This window comes from Bradyrhizobium sp. CCH5-F6 (assembly GCF_001556045.1).
GTDB lineage: Bacteria > Pseudomonadota > Alphaproteobacteria > Rhizobiales > Xanthobacteraceae > Bradyrhizobium.
In genome coordinates this window covers 1-17,759 of the sequence record NZ_LSIC01000196.1, presented here as the reverse complement: position 1 = coordinate 17,759, position 17,759 = coordinate 1, and the positions used below count along the sequence as shown (strand labels likewise).

The following is a 17,759-nucleotide window of genomic DNA, read 5'->3' as shown; positions in this document are numbered from 1 at the left end:
GCCGCAGGGAAAATCTCTCATATGCGATAGCCCTGCCGCTTGCGGGGAGAGGTCGGAATTCGCGCGTAGCGCGGATTCCGGGTGAGGGGGAGTCTCCACGAGTCCAACTCTCACCGCCGCCGGCGAGACTCCCCCCTCACCCCAACCCTCTCCCCGCAAGCGGGGCGAGGGAGCGCACCGTCGTTGCGGTTACAATTCAATTTCATCGCCGCGCAACACCGCTGTGCTGCAACGCAGCGGCATGGGCTGGCTGCGAAAGCACGAATTGACTTCAGCCGGATCATTGCGACAGATGAGCGCAGGTCTCGCGGTGATGACCGCGATCCGACGAAAAGCTCCGGGAGGAGACCAGAATGCTCGACCGACGCGACCTGCTCAAAGGAGCGGGTCTTGCCGCCCTTGCGGCTACACTGAACACCACCAGGGCGGCGGCGCTCGACACCGTCACGCTGCCCTTCGCCAATGGCGAGCGACCGCTGGTGAAATATCCGCAGAAGCGGCCGATGATCGGCCTGACCAGCCGGCCGCCACAGCTCGAGACACCGTTTGCGGTGTTCAACGACGGCCCGATCACGCCCAACAACGCATTCTTCGTGCGCTATCACCTCTCCGACCTGCCCTACGATCTCGATCCCGACAAGTTCACGCTGGAGGTCAAGGGCAAGGTCGACAAGCCGCTGAAGCTTTCGCTCAAGGACATCAGGAAGATGAAGGCGACGGAGATCGTCGCCGTCAATCAGTGCTCCGGCAACAGCCGCGGCTTCGTCGAGCCGCGCGTCGCCGGCGGCCAGCTCGCCAACGGCGCCATGGGCAATGCGCGCTGGCGCGGCGTGCCGCTGAAGCCCGTGCTGCAGATGGCGGGCGTGCAGGCCGGCGCCAAGCAGGTCACCTTCAACGGCATGGACGGCCCCGTCAGCGACAAGACGCCAGACTTCGTCAAGGCGCTCGACATCGATCACGCCACCGACGGCGAGGTGATGCTGGCCTATGGCATGAACGGCGAGGATCTTCCGTTCCTCAACGGCTTTCCGCTGCGACTGATCGTGCCCGGCCATTACGGCACCTACTGGGTCAAGCACCTCAACGAGATCACCGTCATCGACAATGTCTATGACGGCTTCTGGATGAAGTCGGCCTACCGCATTCCCGATACGCCCAACAATGCGATCGAGCCGGGCACCGCGCCAAAGGCGACGATCCCGATCAACCGCTTCACCATCCGCTCCTTCATCACCAGCGTGCCCGACGGCGCGAAGCTGAAGGCAGGCGCCACGACGCTGCGCGGCATCGCCTTCGACGGCGGCAAGGGCATCAAGGAGGTCCAGGTCTCCACCGATGGCGGCAAGACCTGGACGAGTGCCAAGCTCGGCAAGGATCTCGGCAAATACTCGTTCCGCGAATGGAAGCTGCCGGTGAAGCTTGCGGCGGGTAGCCACGAGCTCAAGGTCCGCGCCACCGGCAATGGCGGCGAGACCCAGCCCGACACGCCGCGCTGGAACCCGGCGGGTTATCTGCGCAACGTCGTCGAAACCGTCCGCGTGACCGTGGCCTGAAGGGGGTGATCATGCAGCGTACCGTTCTCTCCGCCATGGCTCTTGCGCTGGCCGCCGCTGTGGGCTCGGCACTTGCGGCACCGGTCAATTACAAGACCCCCGATGAGGTCGCCGCCTTCAAGCCCGGCCCCAATCTCGAGGTCGTGCAGGGCAATTGCAGCGCCTGCCACTCGGCCGACTACATCGCCACGCAGCCGCCGATGAAGGACAAGAAGGGCTTCTGGCAGGCCGAGGTGACCAAGATGATCAAGGTCTATGGCGCACCGATCGACGATGCCGATGTCGGCAAGATCGTCGATTATCTGGCCGCGACTTATTGACGGATGGCACACGGCGTGCCGGTCAACTGACCGCGAAACGGGCAAAACCGGCAAGAACGCTGCGAAGTTGAGCGGGATTCGCCGAAATGCCGATGTGGTTTGAGCTACCAAGCCTGACACATTCCGCGTATCCTGTTAGGACCGAACCGGCCGGTTGGCGGGGACTGGCGGTTCGAGATCTCGGAGGAAGACCCGCGGAGAAGTCGTGATGGCTAAAGGTACGGTCAAGTGGTTCAACCCGACGAAGGGTTATGGATTTATCCAGCCTGCGTCGGGTGGCAAGGATGTGTTCGTGCATATCTCGGCAGTGCAGAAAGCCGGTCTGTCCACCCTCAACGAGGGACAGACGGTGGAATACGAAGAGATCGCAAACCGGGGCAAGACCTCCGCAGAGAACCTCAAAGTATAAGCCCGCGCCAGCCTTTGCTGCCTCCCGGATCAATCCGGGAGCGGGGCCAAAAAATTTCAGAAGACGGCCAGTGCATTCGACGACAGGCGTTGCGATTGCACGGGGATAGCTATTTTTTCCTGTGAAGACCGCTCATTCGACGCCACAGCAATGACAATCGCGACGGCATGTCGTCAGCCCACCGGCAACGGTGCGTCGCGCTTGATCTCCTCCATCACCGCATAGGTCCGCGTCTCGCGCACGCCCGGCATCGACAGCAAGGTTTCGCCGAGAAAGCGTCGATAGGCGGCCATGTCCGCCAGCCGCGCCTTCACAAGATAGTCGAAGCCGCCGGCAACCATGTGACACTCCAGCACCTCGGGCGCGAGTTTCACCGCGCGCGCGAAACGCTCGAAATTGTCGGGCGTGGTCTTGTCGAGCAGCACCTCGACGAACACCAACAGCCCGAGGCCAAGCCGGTGCGGATTGAGCCGCGCACCATAGCCTTCGACAAATCCCTCGCGCTGCAAGCGCTTCAGCCGCTCGCCGATCGACGTCGGCGACAGCCCGATGCGCTCGGCGAGCTCGACATTGGCAATACGCCCATCCTCCTGCAAAATGGAAAGGATCTTGCGGTCGATTCGATCAAGTTCCATATTATATACGGCCAAATGACATGATATCTTCATTTCATAAGGCAGTTCAGCCAATTTGTCTATCGAACTACGGTGACATGGGCTTTATCCTGTAGCTCAGCCACAGGACACGCCATGCCTGACACCCCGCCTCCCTTCTCCGCTCCTTACGCACCCGACGACACCGAGATCGCTGTGCGCCTCTTGCAGGCGTCGCATCTGTCCCCGCCGCAGGAGGCGCGGATCGACCGCAGCGCGACGCGGCTGATCGAGGCGATCCGCAAACGCGACGACCGGCTCGGCGGGGTCGAGGACATGCTGCGGGAGTTCGCGCTCTCGACCAAGGAAGGGCTGGCGCTGATGGTGCTGGCCGAGGCGCTGCTGCGCGTGCCGGACGCGCGCACCGCGGACCAATTCATCGAGGACAAGCTCGGCGAGGGCGACTTCATCCATCATGAGACGAAGTCCACCGCTTTCCTGGTCAATGCCTCGGCCTGGGCGCTTGGCCTGTCGGCACGGGTGATTCAGCCGGGCGAGACGCCCGACGGCACCATCGGCCGGCTGGTGAAGCGGCTCGGCGCGCCGGCCGTGCGCACCGCAACGCGCCAGGCGATGCGGCTGATGGGCAATCATTTCGTGCTGGGCGAGACCATCGAGCAGGCGCTGGAGCGGGGCCGGCCGCGCTCCGGCCAGAAGCCGCGCTATTCCTTCGACATGCTCGGCGAAGGCGCGCGCACCGCGGCGGACGCGAAGCGCTATTTCGACGCCTATGCCAGCGCCATTGAGACGATCGGCAAGGCGGCCGGCGACCATCCCCTGCCCGATCGGCCGGGCATCTCGGTCAAGCTTTCGGCGCTGCATCCGCGCTTCGAGGCGATCAGCCGCGAGCGCGTGATGGCCGAACTGGTGCCGCTGCTGCTGGACCTCGCCCGGCGCGCCCAGGCCCATGACCTCAACTTCACCGTCGACGCCGAAGAAGCCGACCGGCTGGAACTGTCGCTCGACGTGATCGCGGCGACGTTCGCCGATCCCTCGCTCGAAGGCTGGGGCGGATTTGGCCTTGCCATCCAGGCCTATCAGAAGCGCGCTGGCGCGGTGATCGACTATGTCGACGAACTCGCCCGCGCGCATGACCGCAAGCTGATGGTGCGGCTGGTCAAGGGCGCCTATTGGGACACCGAGATCAAGCGCGCCCAGGAGCGTGGGCTCGACGGCTATCCCGTGTTCACGCGCAAGGCGATGACGGACCTGAACTACGTCGCCTGCGCGACGAAGCTGCTGGCCTTGCGGCCGCGCATCTTCCCGCAATTCGCCACCCACAACGCGCTGACGGTCGCGACCGTGCTGGAGCTGGCCGCGGGCAGCGGCGGCTTCGAGTTCCAGCGCCTGCACGGCATGGGCGAGGCGCTGTACGAGCAGCTGGCAAAAGATCACCCGGACATCGCCTACCGCACCTATGCGCCGGTCGGCAGCCATCGTGATCTGCTTGCCTATCTCGTGCGGCGGCTGCTCGAGAACGGCGCGAACTCGTCCTTCGTGGCGCAGGCCGCCGACTATCGCGTGCCGGTTTCGGCGCTGTTGCAGCGCCCCGCCGATGCCATCGGCCGGCCGCAAGCGGCAGCCCATGCAAGGATCCCCCTCCCCCGCGATCTGTTCGCGCCGGAGCGGCGCAATTCGCGCGGCGTCGAATTCGGCGAACGCGCCGCGCTCGACCGGTTGCTGGCCGACGTGAGAGGCGAGGCGACCGAGCTCAAACCAATCGCCGATGCCTCGCCGGATCAGGCCGACGCTGCAGTGGCCGCTGCGCGCGCCGGCTTTGCCGCCTGGAGCCGCACACCGGCAGCTGCGCGCGCGGCGGCGTTGGAGCAGGCCGCGCATTTGCTGGAGAGCCGCGGCGCTCACTTCATCGCGCTGCTGCAAGCCGAGGGCGGCAAGACGCTCGACGATGCGCTCTCCGAGCTGCGCGAGGCCGCCGACTTCTGCCGCTACTACGCAGCGCAGGGGCGAAAACTGTTCGGCAGCGAGACTGCCATGCCGGGGCCGACCGGCGAGAGCAACGCACTCGCCCTGCGCGGCCGCGGCGTCTTCGTCGCGATCTCGCCATGGAATTTCCCGCTGGCGATCTTCCTGGGACAGGTTACGGCCGCGCTGATGGCCGGCAACAGCGTGGTCGCAAAGCCCGCCGAGCAGACGCCGCGCATCGCGCGCGAGGCCGTCGCCCTGCTGCATGAGGCCGGCATCCCCAAGGGTGCGCTGCACCTCGTCACCGGCGATGGCCGCATCGGGGCCGTGCTGACCGCGCACCCTGACATCGCGGGCGTCGTCTTCACCGGCTCGACCGAGGTGGCACGCTTGATCAACCGGACTCTCGCCGCCAAGGACGGACCGATCGTGCCGATGATCGCGGAGACCGGCGGCATCAACGCGATGATCGCGGATGCCACCGCGCTGCCCGAGCAGGTCGCCGACGACGTCGTGACCTCGGCCTTCCGGTCCGCCGGCCAGCGCTGCTCGGCGCTGCGGCTGCTGTTCGTGCAGGAGGATGTCGCCGATCGCATGATCGAGATGATCGCGGGCGCTGCGCGCGAGTTGAAGATCGGCGATCCCTCCGATGTCGCGACCCATGTCGGGCCTGTCATCGACGAGGAGGCCAAGCAGCGCCTCGATGCGCATATCGCGCGGATGAAGCGCGAGGCGCGGCTGCACTTTGCAGGCCACGCGCCGGAGGGCTGCTTCGTCGCCCCGCACATCTTCGAGCTCGAGGAGGCCGGTCAGCTCACCGAGGAGGTGTTCGGCCCCATCCTCCATGTCGTCCGCTATCGCGCCGAAAACCTCGCGCGCGTGCTGCAAGCGATCGAGCGCACCGGCTACGGCCTCACCCTCGGCATTCATTCCCGCATCGACGATACGGTCGAGGCGATCATCGATCGGGCTCAGGTCGGCAACATCTATGTCAACCGCAACATGATCGGCGCCGTGGTCGGCGTTCAGCCCTTCGGCGGAAATGGCCTGTCCGGAACCGGTCCCAAGGCCGGCGGCCCGCACTATCTGTCGCGCTTCGCGACCGAGCAGACCGTGACGATCAACACCGCCGCGGCCGGCGGCAACGCTGCATTGCTTGCGGGGGAGGCGTAAAGCCCTGCGCCTGGCGCCGTTGCATCCCGCGGAAACATAGGTCTAATGCTCCCATGATGAGCCCGCGCCAATTCCAGCGTGCGGGAAACGACAAGAGCGAGGGAGCAACGCCGCGATGGACAAGGGCATTTTTGCGGGGCTGAAGGTTCTGGACTGCGCGAGCTTCATCGCAGCGCCCGCGGCCGCGACCGTGCTGTCTGATTTCGGCGCCGACGTCATCAAGATCGAGCCGCCCGGGGCCGGCGATCCCTACCGCAATCTGCCCAACCTGCCGGGCTATCCGACCGGCGAGCACAATTTCGCCTGGCTGCTGGAAGCCCGCAACAAGAAGAGCATCGCGCTCGACCTCGCCAAGCCGGAGGCGCAGGCCGTGCTGTACAAGCTGGTGGCGGAGGCCGACGTCTTCATCACCAACATGCCGCCGCCTGTGCGCGCCAAGCTCGGCATCACCTATGATCACCTCGCCCATCTGAACGACCGGCTGATCTATGCCTCCTTCACCGGCTATGGCGAGAAGGGCGAGGAAGCCAACAAGCCCGGTTTCGACAGCAACGCCTATTGGGCCCGCTCCGGCCTGATGGACCTCGTCCGCGCCGACACCGACACGACGCCGGCCCGTTCGGTCGCCGGCATGGGCGACCATCCTTGCGCCATGGCGTTCTACGGCGCCATCGTCACCGCGCTCTATCAGCGCGAGAAGACCGGCAAGGGCTCGCATGTCGCCTCCAATTTGATGGCGAACGGGGTGTGGGCGGCGAGCGTGCTGGCGCAGGCAAAGCTGTGCGGCGCCAAGTTCGGCGAGCGGCGGCCGCGCGAGCGCGCGCTGAACGCGGTCGCCAACCACTACCAGTGCAAGGACGGCCGCTGGCTGATCCTGTCGCTGCTGAGCGAGGAGAAGCAGTTTCCGACGCTGGCCCGCTGCCTCGGCCGCGAGGATCTGATCGACGATCCCCGCTTCGCCACCAAGGCCGACCGTCACGCCCGCTCGGTCGAGCTGATCAAGATCCTGGACGAGACCTTTGCGACCAAGGATCTCGCCGAATGGCGGAAAATCCTCGACGGCAGCGGCCTCGTGTTCGGCGTCGTCGCCATTCTCGACGACATCCCGAACGACAAGCAGATGCTCGACAACGAGGTGCTGGTGCCGTTCGAGAACGACACCATGCTGACCATCAACAGCCCGATCTGGATCGATGGCGCGAAGAAGGTGCAGCCGCGCAAGCCGCCCGCCGTCGGCGAGCACAGTGACGAGATTCTGCGCGGGGCGGGATACGACGAGGCGGCGATCAAGCAGCTGCGGTCGAACGGGGCGGTGGGATAGGCGGCGCGCCGGCGTTACTTCCGCGCGATCAAGCCGCCCACCAGCTCCAACAGCTCCGCCTTCGCCTCACGGCGGAAGCCGGCTCTGGGCGCGGCGAGTTGGCGAAAGAGCAAGCCAATCAGCGCCGAGACGAACAACTCGGCGTGGCGGCGTGGGTTTGGTGACTTCGCAGCTTTCAGCACAAGCTCCGCACTCTGCCGCCACGTGTCAAACCACTCGGCGACCACGGGCCGATAGTGCTCTTGCCTCGCGGCGGCCAGGAAGGCCTCATAGCAGGCGATATGCGTCTCGGCTTCTGTGCCGAGCTCGCGGACGTAGAAATCGACCAGCGCGTCGATCCAGGCCTCCACCTCGAACACCTTGTCCTGAAGGCTGAGAGCCAACGCACGCAGCCTGCCGACTTCGCGCGCCAGAGCGAACTGCAGGGCCGCCTCAACCAGCGCATCGCGGGTTCCGAAATGATGCGTGACCGCACCGAGCGAAACCCCGGCCTCGGCCGCGATCGCCCGGTGGGTCACGCCGTCGAGTCCATGTCGCCCGATGATGCGCAGCGTTGCCTGCATCAGGGGTCGCTCGCGCTCGCCCGACTCTGTTTTTGAAGTTTTTGAATCCCTGCTCATCCGGCCCAGCATCCAGCTCTTGACCCGCGACAGAACAAATGTTCTGTTACGCGGATCATATGTAATATCGTGGCCCAGGCCCCCGAAGGCAAGGAGCGTTCAATGCCCAGCTACCGCCTCCACTATTTCCCCGAGTCAGGCAACAGCTACAAGCTGGCGCTGATGCTGACGCTCTGCGGCGAGACGTTCGAGCCGGTGTGGACCGATTTCGGCGGCGGTGTCACGCGCACGGCGGAATGGCGAAAGGCCGTGAACGAGATGGGCGAGATTCCCGTGCTCGAGGTCGACGGCGTGAAGATGACGCAGACGGCGCCGCTCCTGCTCAAGCTGGCTGATCAGTACCGGCGTTTTGGCGCCGAAACAGAGGACGAGAAATTCGAGCTGCTGCGCTGGCTGTTCTGGGACAACCACAAGCTCACCGGCTACATGGCGACCTATCGCTTCATGCGCGCCTTCACAGAGACAAACGATCCGCAGGTTCTGAAGCATTTTCGCCGGCGGCTCGAGGACTTCCTCGGTATCCTCGACGGGCATCTCCAGCACAACGCCTTCGCGATCGGCGCGAAGCCGACGGTCGCCGACATCTCGATGATGGCCTATCTGCACTATCCGAGCGACGAGCACGGCTTCGATTTCGCGGTGAGCCATCCGGCCATCCACGCCTGGCTCGGCCGCATGGCCGCGCTGCCGGGTTGGAAGCCAGCCTATGAGCTGCTGCCGGGCAAGCGGATGACGAATTACGCGAAGTGAGCGTGCGCGCTTTTCTCCCCCTCCCCGTTTTACGGGGAGGGGCCCGGATCGCAAGAGCGATCCGGCTTCTCCCCGCAAGCGGGGCGAGGTGAAGCGGAGACTATCTCAGCGCCAGCCAGCCGAGCGTGACCAGGATGCCGCCGACCATGACGGCCATGGCGATCGCCCAGGTGCTGACGCGAACGCTGCCGGCGACCTGCTTGGCTTCCTCGTTGCGCGCGATCTCGCGATTGCGCTCCTTGTTGGCTTCGCTCGTATTCGTCATGGGTCATCCAAATCGCTTGTTGGCCTAGCGCGTCTTGATGAAGCACATGCCGATGCGGTTCGAGGCCGCCGCAGCCTGACAGGTGAGACCTTTAGCACAGCTCCATGACGTAAAACTCTTATCCGGCGTTCCCGATCCCGCATCTTGCAGGGAACAATGCGCGCCCCAGCCGTCCTGATATTCCGTGCCGCCGAGCTCGCGGCTGCCGCGGGTTTGCGGCCGGCTGGAAAATCCGCGTGAGAAATCAGGACGTTTACCTGCGGCGAACGCGGTCAGGATGTCGCGGCGGCGGGGCTGGTCGCCGAAGAAATGCGGCGAGGCGGGCACGACGGCCGCATTCGAGGGCTTGTCGGCAAGCCAGTCGACGCCCGGGAAATGGAAGCCGCCGATGCCGCGGGTCTGGTGGCAGCCGGCGCAGGTGACGTCGTTGAGACGGCGCTGGAAGCCGGCGACCGAGCGGACGTTTTGCATGTCGATGCCGCGTGCCGCCGCCTGCTTCAGCGCGCCGACTACGTCATTGTCAGTGAAGACGGCATCGCCTCTTCCCTCACCTTGCATCATGCCGAACTCGGGCTGCAACGCCGAGGCATCGAGGCCGGCGGGGGTCGGCACCACCGCGGCCCTGGCCAGGAATTTCTCCGGGATCAGCACGGTGCCGCGATCGAAGTCGCGAAGATGATCGGGCGCGAGCAGCCAGGCCTTGAAGTCGCGCCGGAGCGCATCGTCGGCGAGGATCCTGTCGCGGTCGATCTGGTTCTCCAGCGTCGATTCCTCGAACGTCTTCGCGGATGAATCGTACTTGAACACCTTGAGCAGATAGTCGGAGCGGAAATCATGCAGCGGCGATTTCGGCGCGACCGAGACCTGGATGTTGGTTTCGATGCGGTCGAGCATGGCGTCGTAAGGAGGAACGCGACTGCCGATCAGGCCTTGCCAGTCGCCATTGTCTAGCCAGCGCCGGGCGACCTCAGCGCATGTGACCGGAATGCCATTCCCGTCCGTCTGGCGCGTGTCGCGCGCCTTCATCACGAGGTTGAGCGTCATCGGCAGACGCGTTGCGGTCTTGCCGCCATCCGGCCTGCCGTCGAAACGCGCGAGACGATAGATCAGCCGGATCTCGCCGCAGGACTCGTCCGAGACATAGGCGCGGTCCATGCGGTTGACGATGCCTGCCAGCACGAAACGCGTGTCGCGCGATTTCAGATTGGCGAGGTCGAACAATTGCACGTCGAAACCCTCGCCGACGCCGATGGTCTCGGTCGGATATGCCGCCTTGTACCGCGCGATATAGCGGTCGAATTCCGCATCGATCGCCGGCGGAATTTCTTTCAGCTGCGGCAGCGACGCGAACATCAGGTCGGTCGTGAGCGGAACGTCCGCGTTTCGCTCCGGCGAGAGCAGACGCGAGATCGTCAGCGTATCGTTCTGGTCGAGCTTGCGCAGGAGATCGGGATCGGTGATCGCGGTGCCGCGCGTCAGCGCAGTCGTCGCCGCTGCGAATAGCGAAGCGACGCCGCCCAACAATGCGGCGACAGCAATGAGAATTCGCAACGCGCGGCTCATGCCTCAGGTAACACCGCGCAGGGACGCCTATTCAAGCAAAAAGGCGCCTCACATGGGGGTGAAGCGCCTTTTCGAAAGTCGATATTGGACGCTCAGCGAGACACGATCAGGCCCCTGCTGGTGACGACCACCCAGCGGCCGTCCTGACGGCGGATCGCATCGACGCGGCCAACGCCGGGGATGGGATCGCCGGGATAGACCTCGTAAAGCCCGTCGCGGCCCTCGATCAGCGCACCGCCATTGCCGGCATTGCGCAGCCTCCAGCCTTCGATGGTCGGCAGACGCCCAACCTCGGTCTTGGGCGCGACAGGTGCCGGTGCGGCCGCGGCTGTCGCGACCTGGGTCGGCGCGATCGAGCCGGTGGTCTCCTTGGCCGCTGCGGCTGCGGCCTGCGCCGGCGCAGCGGTCGGCGCGGCGCGGAGCTTGTCGACGGTCTCGGACAGTTTTGCGATCTTGGCCAGCGGTTCGGCCTGGGCCTTCTCGAGCTTGTCGAGGCGGTCATTGGTCCGGTTGAACTGGCCGACGCCGGTTTTCGCGCCTTGCTCGACACTGGCCTTCAGTGCAACGAGGTCGGCATCGATCCGCGCGACCGAAGCATCCAGCGCGCTGGTGTCGGCGACCTGCACCGGCGCCTGGGCCGTGGCGGCGAAACGCATCACGCCGGCGGTCGCAAGCGCGCCGCTGATCGCGCCGACGCAAGCGGCAATCGCCACCACCGCGGCCATCGCAGACAGGCGGCGCTTGCCGCCGGTCTCGCGCGGCTCGTCGGCCTTCACATGCGGGGCGAAGTCCTCGCGGTCCCAAGAGCCGTTCCACGCCCGCTCCGAGGGCGCCATCACGATCAGCTTGCCGGGCTTCGGCTCGGGCTTCGACTCGGGCTTGGGCTCGGCTTTCGCTTCGAATTTCGGCACCTCGATCCGGGTGGGCTCGATCTTCGGCGGCTCGACCTTGACCGGATCCGGCTTGGGCGGCGCCTCGTGATCGGGGGCGATCGAGGGGGCGTCGATCCCCGCAGCAGCCTCGATGGCCTGCGGCGCGATCGCTGCGGCTTCGACGGCGCCATGATCCTGGGCAGGCTGCTCGGGCAATGGTTCGCTCACGGCTCAAATACTCCAGTCTGGGTTGACCTTTTGGTAACTTTCATAGCTTGCGAAATCCTTACCTCTGGACCCGCTTACCGAAATTTTAGGATTTGATCCGGGGCCGAATTGGGCCGGGAAAATGGAACCGGCGTGGCGGGCGTGAAACAATTTGTAACCGGGGGAAGATGAACGGCGGCGCAATGGCCGGGCGGTCGCGCTGCCTACACATCGTCATCGCGACGGAGGGGACGCCATCTGCAGCCCCACATCACAATCCGTCACATCACCACCGGCTCGTCCGGCAGCTCGTTCGAATACGGCCCTTGCGGCGGGAAATGCCGCGCCAGCTCACGCGACACCGCCTCGATGCCGCCGATCACGCCGCGCTCGAACCGACCCGATCTGAACTCGGCCTCCATCGCGCGGCAGATGCTCTCCCACCCTTCGGCACCGACCTTCGCATCGATGCCGCGATCGGCGACGATCTCGACGTCGCGGTCGGCGAGCAGGAGATAGATGAGGACACCGTTGTTCTGCGCGGTGTCCCAGATGCGCAACTGAGAAAACACGTCGAGCGCGCGCTCGCGCGCCGGCTGATTGCGGAACAACGGCGCGCCGTCGAGCGCCCCTTCGACGACGAAGCGGACCTGGCCGGAATGGCTGGCTTCGCCGCGTTTGATCGCCTGCTCGATGCGGTCGAGCACGTCAGTCGGAAAAATCTGCTTCGCGCGCCAATGATGCTGCACGAGATGTCGGGCAATGCGCTTGATGCTCATGACCGCTACCAGCTCCCCGAGGCGCCGCCGCCGCCGAAACTGCCCCCGCCGCCGCTGAAGCCGCCGCTACTCGACGATCCGCTGCTCCATCCGCCCGAAGAGCCGCTCGACCACGAGCCGCCGCCGCGCGAGCGGCCGGTGCCCGGCGTTATCGCCGAAAACAGATCGGCGATAAATCCGATGATGAAGCCGAGGACTCCGAGAGCGCCGGCGAGCGCGGCGGAGCCGAGAATGAGCCAGGTCAGCGCGGCAATGATGCCTCCGGTCGTCAATGATCCGAGCAGCCGCCCCAGCGTGGCCCGGAAGAACCCGCCGACCCCGATCGAGACGAACAGCGTCACGATGAAGAGCGGCGCGAGGTCGTCCAGATTGCCGAAATGGACGGTCGGCGAGGGAACCGGCAGCGGCTCGCCGTCAATCACCCGGATCATCCGATCGACGCCGTCGGAGATGCCGCCGGCAAAATCGCCCGTCCTGAATTTCGGTGTGATGACCTCGTCGATGATGCGCCTCGACGTGACGTCGGTCAGCGCGCCTTCGAGGCCATAGCCGACCTCGATGCGCAAGTGCCGGTCGTTCTTGGCAACGATGAGGATTGCGCCGTCGTCGACCTTCTTGCGGCCGATCTTCCAGGCCTCCGCGACGCGGATCGAGAATTGCTCGATCGTTTCCGGCTGCGTGGTCGGCAGGATCAGGACCGCGATCTGACTGCCCTTGCGGTTCTCGAAGTCACGCAGCTTCTGCGACAGCGCGGCGATGTCGCTGCTGGAGAGCGTGCCGGTCTGGTCGACGACGCGGCCGGTGAGCTCGGGTATGTCGACGTCGGCGGAGGCGGGGAACGCCAGGACGAAGATGAGGGCGATGACCGTCATCGCCCGCAACAAATTCGCTGTCATCGCCCGCGAAAGCGGGCGATCCAGTATCCCAGAGGCAGCCGTGCTTGAATCGAGAAGCCGCGGCTTACTGGATTCCCCGCCTTCGCGGGGAATGACGGCGGTGGGCGAGGCGCGCATGCGAGACGAACGCGCTTACTTCGACGGCGCCGGGGCTGGGTTGAAGTCCACCTTCGGCGCGGTCGAGATCGCCTTCTCGTTCTCGACCGTGAAGTTCGGCTTCTCCTTGTAGCCGAACATCATGGCGGTGAGGTTGCTCGGGAACGAGCGGATGGTGACGTTATAGTCCTGCACCGATTTGATGTAGCGGTTGCGCGCCACCGTGATGCGGTTCTCCGTCCCCTCGAGCTGCGACATCAGGTCCTTGAACAGGGCATCGGACTTCAGCTGCGGATAATTTTCGGTGACGACCAGAAGCCGCGACAGTGCGCTCGACAGCTCGCCCTGGGCGGCCTGGAATTTCTGGAACGCGGCCGGATCGTTCAGCACCTCGGGCGTCGCCTGAATGCTGCCGACCTTGGCACGGGCATTGGTGACGCCGAGCAGCACGTCCTTCTCCTGCTGCGCAAACCCCTTCACCGAGTTGACGAGATTGGGAACGAGATCGGCGCGACGCTGATACTGGTTCACGACTTCGGACCAGGCGGCCTTGATCTGCTCGTCCTCGCTCTGGATCGCGTTGTAGCCGCAATTGGTCAGGCTCAGCGAGGCCAGCGCCGCCAGCACGGTCAGGATCTTGCGCATCAAATTTCTCCCGGTGGAATCTGGCGTAAACTACCAGAAGGACCTTCGCGAGTGTCCAGATTTCTTCCGTCATTCCGGGTTCGCTTCGCGCCCCGGAATGACGGCACGGATGAGCGCGTCCAGCCGGCTGACGCAAGCCTCTTGCCTATCGCAGGCCGACATAGTCAACTCCGGCAAAACATAAGCGGAAACGCCAGGGGGAACGCGATGTCCTCGTTCGAGACCATCCTCGTGGAACGGCCGGACCCGGCGATCGTCCGGGTCGTGATGAATCGGCCCGAGGCGCGCAACGCGCAAAACCTGCAAATGACCTACGATCTCAACGCCGCCTTCGACGCGGCCGTGCAGGACGATACGGTCAAGGTCATCATCCTCGCCGGCAACGGCCCGCACTTCTCGTCCGGCCACGACCTGCGTCCGGGCGGCAAGAACGCTGCTGGCGCGGATTTTCCACCGATTGGAAATTGGGGTGGCTTTGCCGAGCCCAATGCGCATGGCCGTTTTGCGCGCGAGCAGGAAATATATCTCCAGATCACGCGGCGCTGGCGCAATCTGGCCAAGCCGACCATCGCCGAGGTTCATGGCAAGTGCATCGCGGGCGGGCTGATGCTGGCCTGGGCCTGCGACCTCATCGTCGCCAGCGACGATGCGCAGTTCTGCGACCCCGTCGTCACCATGGGCGTTTGCGGCGTCGAATGGTTCGTCCATCCCTGGGAGCTCGGTCCGCGCAAGGCCAAGGAGTTCCTGTTCACCGCCGACAATTGGAGCGCGCAGGAAGCGCACCAGCTCGGCATGGTCAATCAGGTCGTGCCCCGCGCCGAACTGTCGTCGCGTGTGCTGGAGCTGGCCCGCCGGATCGCGACCAAGCCGTCCTTTGCCCTGAAGCTGACCAAGGAGGCCGTCAACCGCTCGGTCGACATCATGGGCCAACCCGCCGCGATCGACCAGGCGTTTGCGCTCCATCAGCTCTGCCACGCGCACAATCTCCAGGAGTTCGGCATGATCGTCGATCCATCCGGCCTGCATCCCTCCGTGCGCAAGCCGCCGGCGGCCGCGGAGTAGACGCGATGGATCTCAATCTCAGTGACGAGCAAAGATTGCTGCGCGAGAGCGCGGAGCGGTTCGTGGCCGAAAGCTACGATGCCGATCATCGCCGCAAGATGGCGAACGATCCGCTCGGCTTCAGCCCGGCGGTGTGGAAGCAGTTCGCCGAGCTCGGCTGGCTGGCGCTGCCGCTTCCCGAGGAGTTCGGCGGGCTCGGCGGCGGCGCGGTCGATGTCGGCATCCTCATGGAAGCCTTCGGCCGCGGGCTGGTGTCGGAGCCCTATGTCGCAACTGTGGTGCTCGGGGCGGCGCTGATCGCGAGATGCGGCAGCGCGGAGCAGAAGCAGGCGAGCCTGGCCAAGGTGGCGGACGGATCACTGAAGCTCGCTTTTGCGCATTCCGAGCGCGCAGCGCGGTTCGATCTCGCCCAGGTCGCGACCAGCGCAAGAAAGACACCCGAGGGATGGCGGCTGGCCGGCGAGAAGATCGCGGTGCTCGACGGGCATGCCGCCGACGAGATCATCGTCTCCGCGCTCGTGCATGACCATCATGGCCCCTCTGGGCGGATCGGCCTGTTCGTCGTGCCGGCGACGGCGACGGGCCTTGCGGTCTCCGATTACGCGCGCCTCGGCGGCGGGCGCGCCTGCAACATCGAACTGAGCGACGTGCATCTGCCCGAGGACGCCCTGCTCGGCGACGGCAGCGATGCCCTGCCCGCGATCGAATGGGCCGTCGACCGCGCCATGGCAGCTTTGGGGGCGGAAGCCGTCGGCATCATGCAGACGCTGCTGGACACGACGCTGGAATACACCAAGATCCGAAAGCAGTTCGGCCGGCCGCTCTCCGCCAACCAGGTGATCCGCCACCGCCTCGCCGACATGGCGATGCAGGTCGACGAATCCCGCTCGATCGCGCTGCGGGCGGCGCTGAAGGCCGATAGCCCGCCGGCCGAGCGCGCGCGAGCCGCCTCTGGCGCGAAGGCGAAGATCGGCAAATGCGCGCGCTTCGTCGGCGAGCAGTCGATCCAGCTCCATGGCGGCATGGGCGTGACCGAGGAGCTCGAGGTCGGCGCCTATTTCAAACGGCTCGTCGCGTTCGACACGCTGTTCGGCGGCAGCGCGCATCACTATGGCCGCCACGCCCAGCTGAGCCGCAGGGCCGTCTCGGCCTAAACCCAAGGAGCGCATCATGGACCTCTCGTTCAATGCCGAGGAGCGTGCCTTCCAGGACGAGGTGCGCGGCTTCATTGCGAAGAATCTCACCGAGGAGATGAAGCGCGCGACCGCCCTGACGCCGTCGGTGTTCTCCGACCCTGACATCGGCATGGCCTGGCAACGCGCGCTGCATAAGCAGGGCTGGGGCGCGCCGGGCTGGCCGGTCGAATATGGCGGGCCGGACTGGACGCCGGCACAACGCTGGATCTTCGAGACCGAATGCGCGCGGGCCGGCGTGCCCAATGTCAACGTGATGGGCGTGAAGATGGTCGGGCCCGTCATCATCGGCTTCGGCTCACCGGAGCAGAAAAATTTCTACTTGCCGCGGATTCTTTCCGGCGAGGACTATTGGTGCCAGGGCTATTCCGAGCCGGGCTCCGGCTCCGATCTCGCCTCGCTGAAGACCCGCGCGGTGCGCGACGGCGACGACTACATCATCAACGGCACCAAGATCTGGACCACGCATGCCCACCACGCCAACCGCATGTTCGCGCTGGTGCGCACCAGCGACGGCCCGCGGCAGCAGGACGGCATCAGCTTCATCCTGATCGACATGAAGACGCCGGGCATCACGACGCGCCCGATCCTCACCATCGGCGGCGACCACGAGGTCAACCAGGTGTTCTTCGACGACGTGCGCGTGCCCGTGGCCAACCGCGTCGGCGAGGAAGGCAAGGGCTGGACCTACGGCAAATATCTGCTCGAGTTCGAGCGCGGCTCCGGCATCGCGTCGGCCAAGCTGCGCGAGGGGCTGAAGGCCATCGCGGACCTCGCCGAGTCGGACCTGACGGGCCGCGCGATCGACAGCCCCGATATCGCCACGCGCATCTCCGAGGTCGAGGTCGACATCGACGCGCTGGAGATGACGGAGCTGCGCGTGCTCTCGGCGCTGCAGACCGGACAGAATCCCGGCGCGGTGTCGTCGATCCTGAAGCTGCGCAACAGCGAAATCCGGCAGGCGGTGACGCGGCTGGGGGCCGACGTGATCGGCCACGACGCCCTCGCCGTCGAGCCGATGCGCCCGCTCTACAAGCTCAATCACGAGCCGGCGGTTCCCGAGGAGATGTTGACGGTGATGCCGGAATATCTCAACGGCCGCGCCTACACGATCTTCGGCGGCACGTCGGAGATCCAGCGCGACATCATCGCGAAGATGATGCTGGGGATTTGAGGACTACGTCTCTCTCCGTCATTGCGAGGAGCCCTTGCGACGAAGCAATCCAGATCTCTCACGCCGAGAGGTGTCTGGATTGCTTCGCTGCGCTCGCAATGACGTCGTGGTAACGGCGCGGTCCCGGATCTCGCTGCGCTCCATCCGGGCGACGCACCGCTCTCTCAACCTGCCGCCTTCGCGTCCCGGATCGCCTGCCAGATCTTCTGCGGGGTCAGCGGCGTGTTCAGCTGGGTGATGCCGAGCTCGGCGAGCGCGTCCATGACGCCGTTGGTGACGCAAGGC

General features: G+C 65.4%; 17 protein-coding genes. 9 read left to right on the top strand and 8 right to left on the bottom strand.

The features are described from left to right. Positions 1-353 precede the first annotated feature (353 nt). The 3 genes from sorA (at position 354) to AX729_RS34055 (ending at position 2,282) form a co-directional block, all read left to right on the top strand. The gene (gene sorA, locus AX729_RS34065) at positions 354-1,553 is read left to right on the top strand and encodes a SorA family sulfite dehydrogenase catalytic subunit (RefSeq protein WP_061028654.1); all 1,200 of its coding nucleotides are present in this window, start codon (positions 354-356) and stop codon (positions 1,551-1,553) included. An 11-nt stretch (positions 1,554-1,564) separates the two neighbouring features. Beyond that, entirely contained in the window at positions 1,565-1,873 is a 309-nt protein-coding gene (sorB, locus tag AX729_RS34060; protein ID WP_061028652.1) for a SorB family sulfite dehydrogenase c-type cytochrome subunit, read from the top strand. A 208-nt stretch (positions 1,874-2,081) separates the two neighbouring features. Beyond that, a complete protein-coding gene (locus tag AX729_RS34055) occupies positions 2,082-2,282 on the top strand; it encodes a cold-shock protein (RefSeq protein ID WP_008563500.1) in 201 nt (66 codons plus the stop codon). Positions 2,283-2,455: 173 nt separating this feature from the next. Here AX729_RS34055 and AX729_RS34050 read toward each other — a convergent pair whose 3' ends face one another. After that, complete coding sequence (locus AX729_RS34050; RefSeq protein ID WP_018317238.1) at positions 2,456-2,917, bottom strand: Lrp/AsnC ligand binding domain-containing protein; 462 nt, start codon at positions 2,915-2,917, stop codon at positions 2,456-2,458. 114 nt (positions 2,918-3,031) lie between these two features. Between AX729_RS34050 and putA the strand changes: the two genes are divergently transcribed. Then, positions 3,032-6,031 (top strand): bifunctional proline dehydrogenase/L-glutamate gamma-semialdehyde dehydrogenase PutA, encoded by a 3,000-nt coding sequence (gene putA, locus AX729_RS34045; RefSeq protein WP_061028650.1) that lies wholly within the window; start codon positions 3,032-3,034, stop codon positions 6,029-6,031. Between the two features lie 115 nt (positions 6,032-6,146). After that, positions 6,147-7,352, top strand: a complete 1,206-nt coding sequence (locus AX729_RS34040) for a CaiB/BaiF CoA transferase family protein (protein ID WP_061028647.1) — start codon at positions 6,147-6,149, stop codon at positions 7,350-7,352. Positions 7,353-7,366: 14 nt separating this feature from the next. Here AX729_RS34040 and AX729_RS34035 read toward each other — a convergent pair whose 3' ends face one another. Continuing rightward, positions 7,367-7,984, bottom strand: a complete 618-nt coding sequence (locus tag AX729_RS34035; protein ID WP_245325492.1) for a TetR/AcrR family transcriptional regulator — start codon at positions 7,982-7,984, stop codon at positions 7,367-7,369. Positions 7,985-8,074: 90 nt separating this feature from the next. Between AX729_RS34035 and AX729_RS34030 the strand changes: the two genes are divergently transcribed. After that, the gene (locus AX729_RS34030; protein WP_061028643.1) at positions 8,075-8,722 is read left to right on the top strand and encodes a glutathione S-transferase family protein; all 648 of its coding nucleotides are present in this window, start codon (positions 8,075-8,077) and stop codon (positions 8,720-8,722) included. Between the two features lie 100 nt (positions 8,723-8,822). On the opposite strand, the gene AX729_RS40825 is transcribed toward AX729_RS34030, so the two are convergent. The 6 genes from AX729_RS40825 to AX729_RS34005 form a co-directional block, all read right to left on the bottom strand. Then, the gene (locus AX729_RS40825; protein WP_197433742.1) at positions 8,823-8,987 is read right to left on the bottom strand and encodes a hypothetical protein; all 165 of its coding nucleotides are present in this window, start codon (positions 8,985-8,987) and stop codon (positions 8,823-8,825) included. Between the two features lie 24 nt (positions 8,988-9,011). After that, on the bottom strand, positions 9,012-10,550 hold the full coding sequence (locus AX729_RS34025; protein WP_061028642.1) for a hypothetical protein: 1,539 nt from the start codon (positions 10,548-10,550) through the stop codon (positions 9,012-9,014). Between the two features lie 92 nt (positions 10,551-10,642). Beyond that, positions 10,643-11,638: a hypothetical protein gene (locus AX729_RS34020; RefSeq protein WP_061028640.1), complete on the bottom strand. Its 996-nt coding sequence runs from the start codon at positions 11,636-11,638 to the stop codon at positions 10,643-10,645. Between the two features lie 272 nt (positions 11,639-11,910). Then, complete coding sequence (locus AX729_RS34015) at positions 11,911-12,408, bottom strand: TPM domain-containing protein (protein WP_061028638.1); 498 nt, start codon at positions 12,406-12,408, stop codon at positions 11,911-11,913. Between the two features lie 5 nt (positions 12,409-12,413). Beyond that, entirely contained in the window at positions 12,414-13,304 is an 891-nt protein-coding gene (locus AX729_RS34010; protein WP_061028636.1) for a TPM domain-containing protein, read from the bottom strand. Between the two features lie 132 nt (positions 13,305-13,436). Next, positions 13,437-14,045 carry a LemA family protein gene (locus AX729_RS34005; RefSeq protein WP_061028633.1) on the bottom strand — a complete coding sequence of 203 codons (609 nt, stop codon included), beginning with the start codon at positions 14,043-14,045 and terminating at the stop codon, positions 13,437-13,439. A gap of 207 nt (positions 14,046-14,252) precedes the next feature. Here AX729_RS34005 and AX729_RS34000 point away from each other — a divergent pair, with 207 nt between their 5' ends. The 3 genes from AX729_RS34000 to AX729_RS33990 are packed head-to-tail and all read left to right on the top strand — an operon-like array spanning position 14,253 to position 17,474. Continuing rightward, positions 14,253-15,107 (top strand): enoyl-CoA hydratase, encoded by an 855-nt coding sequence (locus tag AX729_RS34000; protein ID WP_061028631.1) that lies wholly within the window; start codon positions 14,253-14,255, stop codon positions 15,105-15,107. Positions 15,108-15,112: 5 nt separating this feature from the next. Further along, a complete protein-coding gene (locus AX729_RS33995) occupies positions 15,113-16,261 on the top strand; it encodes an acyl-CoA dehydrogenase family protein (protein ID WP_061028629.1) in 1,149 nt (382 codons plus the stop codon). Between the two features lie 16 nt (positions 16,262-16,277). Further along, positions 16,278-17,474 (top strand): acyl-CoA dehydrogenase family protein, encoded by a 1,197-nt coding sequence (locus AX729_RS33990; RefSeq protein WP_061028627.1) that lies wholly within the window; start codon positions 16,278-16,280, stop codon positions 17,472-17,474. Positions 17,475-17,759: the final 285 nt, after the last annotated feature.